This window comes from Micromonospora sp. WMMD737, from assembly GCF_049179055.1.
In the GTDB taxonomy this organism is placed as follows: Bacteria; Actinomycetota; Actinomycetes; order Mycobacteriales; family Micromonosporaceae; genus Micromonospora; species Micromonospora reichwaldensis.
Map to the genome: position 1 here is coordinate 1 of NZ_JBMHMH010000045.1, position 4,959 is coordinate 4,959.

Genomic DNA, 4,959 nt, shown 5'->3' on the forward strand with positions numbered 1-4,959 from the left:
CCCCGATGATGTCTACTCAGCAAACAAGTCGGCGGCACCCGCGACACCATTGCGGCGCCTGCCGAGAGCGCAGTTCGGCGACTTCGGCCCCGATGCGTGAGCAACTTCCACCATCGGGCACGATGGGACGAATGGACGTGTTGGTGGTCGGAGCGGGGCCGGCGGGGCTGGCGCTGGCGGGGCAGTGCGCTCGCAGCGGTCTGACGACCGGGCTGGTCGACCCTGCTCCGGAACGGCCGTGGACGGCCACCTACGGCATGTGGAGCCCGGAGCTCCCCGGCGATCTGCCACCGTCGGTGATCGCCGCCCGGGCCGCCGGCCGGGTGTTCGCGCAGACGCAGCACCACCTGGGTTGGGAGTACGCAGTCGTCGACGTGCCCGCCCTGCACGCGCACCTCGTCCGACAGCTGACCGGCGTGCACATCCATGCCGGCCGGGTCGTCGGCTCACCGGAGCGGGGCATGGTCGCCCTGGCCGACGGGTCGTCGCTGCGCGCCGAGGTCGTTGTCGACGCCGGGGGCCGATGGCGGCCGCTCGACCCGATTCCGGCGCGCCGCGGAGCGGCGGAACAGACCGCCTACGGGCTGATCGTCGGCGAGGACGACGCCGCTGCCCTGCTCGGTCCCGGCGACGCGCTGTTCATGGACTGGCGCCCGGACCATGGTGAGGCCGGCTGGCCGACCTTTCTCTACGCCGTCCCGCTCGGCGGCGGCGAGGTGCTGGTGGAGGAGACCTCGCTGGCACGCCGGCCCGGGCTGCCGATGCCGACGCTGCGCCGGCGGCTCCACGCCCGGCTGACGCGGCACGGCATATCGCCACCCGAGGACGCCCGCAGTGAGAAGGTCTGGTTTCCGGTCGACCATCCGCGCCACGAGGTGCGGGGGGTGCTCGGCTTCGGTGCGGCCGCGCCGCTGATCCACCCGGCGACCGGTTTCAGCCTGGCGGCGTCGCTGCAGCTGGCACCCCAGGTGGCCGAGGCGCTGGCCGCACATCTGCCGGACGGCCCCGGCCGAGCGCTGACAGCGGCCCGGCGAACCGTCTGGCCACCGGCGGCGAAGGTGATCCACCGGCTCCGGCGGATCGGTCTGGAAGCACTGCTGCGGATGCCGCCGGACGAGGTTCCGGTGTTCTTCGAACAGTTCTTCACCATGCCCGAGCGGCACCGCTGGACCTATCTCACAGCCCGCGACGACGTGCGCGGCACCGCGGCGGCGATGGGGTGCCTGTACCGAAGCACCGGCGGGCCGTTGCGTCGTCGCCTCGTCACCTCGGCGGTGCGCCGGCCGGTGAAGTCCAATGACGCGTCGGCGACGGGTGACCCACCCTCCGACCGGTGACGAACCATCCCGGCCTGCGGCGTGTCTCCCCTGTTCACAACAGTCACTCTGTTAACATCGCGCGGTGCGAGACGCGTCGGGGACCACGGGCGGCCCCCCACCGCGCCCGGTTTCGCGGCGTGACGTGCTGCGCTACGCCGGCGCGGTTCCCGCCCTGGCCGGGTTCGGCGCCGTGGCGGCGGGCATCGACATGCCCTCGGCCTCCGCCGCCTCTGCGACGCTGATCGACTACGCCATGCGCCAGATCCCCGCCGCCGACATCCGCGCCGCCGGTCACGCCGGGGTGATCAACTATGTCTCGACATCGAGGCCCGGCTCGAACTTCGGCGCCAAGCCGATCACCCTGCCCTACGCCCGGTCACTGAACGCCGCCGGCCTGGTGATCGTCAGCAACTACCAGTACGGCAAGCCGGGGGGCACGGCACCGTCGGACTTCACCCGCGGGTTCGCCGGCGGCGTCGCCGACGCGCGCACCGCCTGGCACCTGCACACCGCCGCCGGCGGGGGCCGCACCGCTCCGATCTTCTTCAGCGTCGACGACGACATCGACCGCACCACCTGGAACGATCTGGCACTGCCGTGGTTTCGCGGCATCAACTCGGTGATCGGGGCACTGCGCACCGGGATCTACGCCGGTGTCAACCCCTGTATGTGGGCCGCCGCCGACGGCGTCATCGGGCGCTCGAGCTCGCCCGGCCACGTCTGGGCGTGGCAGACCCGGTCCTGGTCGCGCGGTCAGATCTACCCCGCCGCAGTGCTCTATCAGCGCATCATCGACACCGCGTCGAATCCGGGACCGGTGGTCGGCGGCATCCGCGTCGACGTCAACGACGTCCTGGCCCAGGATTGCGGCCAGTGGAACCTGCACCCCTGATTCCCGGCGATGTCGCGTCTTTGAGATCGGGCCCGCGCGGGTAGCCCACGTAGAATCGCGGTCCATGCCGGCGAGCCGGCAGTTCGGGCACGGCCGGCGGGCCGGCAGTCCGGGCAGCGATGCGGGAGCGCACAGCGTCCGCGGGCTCACGATCATTCGGAGGACTTATGCGGCGCCAGCTGTCGACATGGGTGGTGGCGGTCGCCGGGGTGGCCATGCTGGTGAGTTCCTGTGCGGCACCGGCCGGCGAGGCGCCGTCGGGTTCGGCGAGCACCGCCGGCGCCCCCGTGGTCGCCCCGAAGGCCACGTCGGCCGAGTTGCCCCAGCAGCCGCCCGCCCGGCCCGCCGACCCCTTCGCCGGACTCGATGCCCGTACCCGTGCGGCCACCGCCGATGCAGCCGCCGCCGGGGCCGACGTCACCGTCGAGGTGTTGGATCGCAACACCGGCCAGGTCGTCTCCCACAGCGCCAACCAGCCGTTCCCGATCGCGTCGGTGGTGAAGCTGTTCATCGCCGACGACCTGTTGCTGCAGGTGTCCAGGGGCGAGACAGAACTGACGCCGGCTGACCGCGCGTCCCTCGACGCCATGCTCCGGTCCTCGGATGACAGTGCGGCCCAGATGTTCTGGGACCGCAGCGGCGGTAGCGCGATCATCGGGCGCGTGGTGGCGCGTTACGGCCTGACCGGAACGACCGCGCCCTACAACGGCAAGTGGGACGTCACTCAGAGCACCGCAAGCGATCTCGTCCGCTACTACAACGGGCTGTTGAGCGGCAGCGGGGGCCTGCCGCCCGAGCAGGCTGACGTGATCATGCGCAACCTCGCCGGACACACCCCGACGGGATCCGACGGATACCCACAACGATTCGGCATCCCCGATGGACTCTTTGCGGAGCCCGTCGCGGTCAAGCAGGGCTGGTTCTGCTGCTGGAACGGCGCCAACCAGTTGCACGTCTCCACCGGCGCGATCGGACCCGAACGCCGCTATGTGATGGCCATCAGCTCACTGCAACCGGTGAGCGCCGCCGCTGCGCGCGACACCATCACACAGGTGGTCAAGACGATGTTCCCGGACGGCCGGATCTAAAGCCGCGCCACGAAGCGGTCGCGCGCTGTCAGCGCTTCTGGCGCGGGATGCCCGTGGCCCACAACGCCCAGGCGATCAGCACGGGCTGGAACAGCAGCCGGATGAAGCGGCTGGTGTCGCTGTTGAGCCCGAACCCGTCTGCCTGGTTGACGAACTGGGCGATGTTGCCGGGGAAGATCAGGATGAAGAACGCCGCCAACAGCCGGCCGACCAGAACCCGGTCACGGTTGAGCAGGGCCAACCCGACGCCGAGGGTGATCTCGACTCCGCCGGAGGCCATCACCACGCCGTCGGCGTCCATCGGCACCCACTGGGGCACCTGGGCCTGGAACTCCTCGCGGGCCCAGAACAGGTGGCCGAGCCCGGCGAAGATCATCGCGAAAGCCAGTGCGAACCTGCCGATGGTGCGGGCGCGGGTGGTCGGGGGCGGTGGGGGCAGTTCGGACAACGATCCAGCCTTTCGTGGTTTCAGCTGCCGCTGCGGGCGTGCAGCTCGGCGGTGATCAGATTGAGTGCGTCGCGCAGCGCGGCGAGGTCGGCCGCCGCGGAGTCGGTGGATCCCAGCAGTCGATCCGGGATGCATGCCGCCCGCTCCTCGAGGGCGCGCCCCTCTGGTGTGAGGGTGACGCTGACCCGTCGCTCATCGGCTGCGCTGCGTTGGCGGCGCACGAACCCCGCCGCCTCGAGCCGCTTGAGCAGCGGTGAGAGGGTGCCCGAATCCAGATACAGCCGATCACCGAGGTGCCCGACCGTGCAGGAATCCTCCTCCCACAGCACCAGCAGCACCAGGTACTGCGGATAGGTCAGGTTCAGTTCGTCGAGCAGTGGCCGGTACGCCGCCGTCACCGCCCTCGACGCCGAGTACAGCGCGAAACACAACTGCTCGTCGAGCCGTAAGCGTGACACGTCCCAACCATATCGCACACTGTTTAATTGTGCACAACCATTATTCCGGCGGGCCCTGCCGTGGACATGCTCCAGCGGTACCGCGCCGTAAGGTCGATGGGGTGTGCGCCGTCGACCTGCCAGCGCTACGTCGACGACGAGGCTGGACCCAGCCCGGACGTCCGGTGCCCGCGTGATCGGCCTGCTCGTGGCGTTGGCGGGGCTGGCGTTCCTCGACTCCCTCAACGTTCTGAACATCGGGGTGGTCTCCGCGGTCGTCTACGGCAGCCGCCTGAATCGGCAGTCCGCGCTACCGGGAGGTCTGAGCTACGTCACCGGGGTCTTCGCGGTCCTGTTCACCTTCGGCGTCAGCGTCGTCCTCGGAATCGGATTCCTGACCGAGCTCACCGACTTCGAACTCACTCCCGCCGTGCGGTACTGGGGCGAGCTGCTGATCGGCTTCACGCTGATCGCGCTGGCGTTCTTCCCGCTGGTCGCGCAGAGCGCGGCGCCGGGCTGGGCGATGGCGACCATGCGCGACCGCCCCTGGCTTCTCGGGTTCGTGGGCGTGGCGGTGGGTGCGGGCCAGGCGCCGACCGCGGTCCCCTACCTGGCCGGCCTGGCGATGATCGCCGCTCGCGATCCACTGCCGCCGGCCTGGCCGGTGATCGTGCTCGCCTACTGCCTCATCGCCGTGACGCCCTGCCTGCTCGTTCTGACCCTGTCAACCAGCCGGAACAAACGAGCAGACCGCGCGCAGCGCTGGTTGGTGCGC

At 70.4% G+C, this 4,959-nt stretch carries 6 protein-coding genes; 4 read left to right on the top strand and 2 right to left on the bottom strand.

Annotated features, from left to right (window positions below; translation table 11 throughout):
- Positions 1 to 131: 131 nt before the first annotated feature.
- From ACN27A_RS34385 to ACN27A_RS34395, 3 genes are all read left to right on the top strand, one after another.
- A complete protein-coding gene (locus ACN27A_RS34385) occupies positions 132 to 1,337 on the top strand; it encodes a lycopene cyclase family protein (protein ID WP_421459178.1) in 1,206 nt (401 codons plus the stop codon).
- A 172-nt stretch (positions 1,338 to 1,509) separates the two neighbouring features.
- A complete protein-coding gene (locus tag ACN27A_RS34390) occupies positions 1,510 to 2,211 on the top strand; it encodes a DUF1906 domain-containing protein (protein WP_421459180.1) in 702 nt (233 codons plus the stop codon).
- A gap of 167 nt (positions 2,212 to 2,378) precedes the next feature.
- A complete protein-coding gene (locus ACN27A_RS34395; protein WP_421459182.1) occupies positions 2,379 to 3,299 on the top strand; it encodes a serine hydrolase in 921 nt (306 codons plus the stop codon).
- 28 nt (positions 3,300 to 3,327) lie between these two features.
- Here ACN27A_RS34395 and ACN27A_RS34400 read toward each other — a convergent pair whose 3' ends face one another.
- Both ACN27A_RS34400 and ACN27A_RS34405 read right to left on the bottom strand, forming a co-directional pair.
- Positions 3,328 to 3,747: a hypothetical protein gene (locus ACN27A_RS34400; protein ID WP_421459184.1), complete on the bottom strand. Its 420-nt coding sequence runs from the start codon at positions 3,745 to 3,747 to the stop codon at positions 3,328 to 3,330.
- Positions 3,748 to 3,767: 20 nt separating this feature from the next.
- Positions 3,768 to 4,205 carry a MarR family winged helix-turn-helix transcriptional regulator gene (locus tag ACN27A_RS34405; protein WP_421459187.1) on the bottom strand — a complete coding sequence of 146 codons (438 nt, stop codon included), beginning with the start codon at positions 4,203 to 4,205 and terminating at the stop codon, positions 3,768 to 3,770.
- Positions 4,206 to 4,377: 172 nt separating this feature from the next.
- Here ACN27A_RS34405 and ACN27A_RS34410 point away from each other — a divergent pair.
- On the top strand, positions 4,378 to 4,959 hold a 582-nt coding region (locus ACN27A_RS34410; RefSeq protein ID WP_421459189.1), incomplete at its 3' end, for a GAP family protein.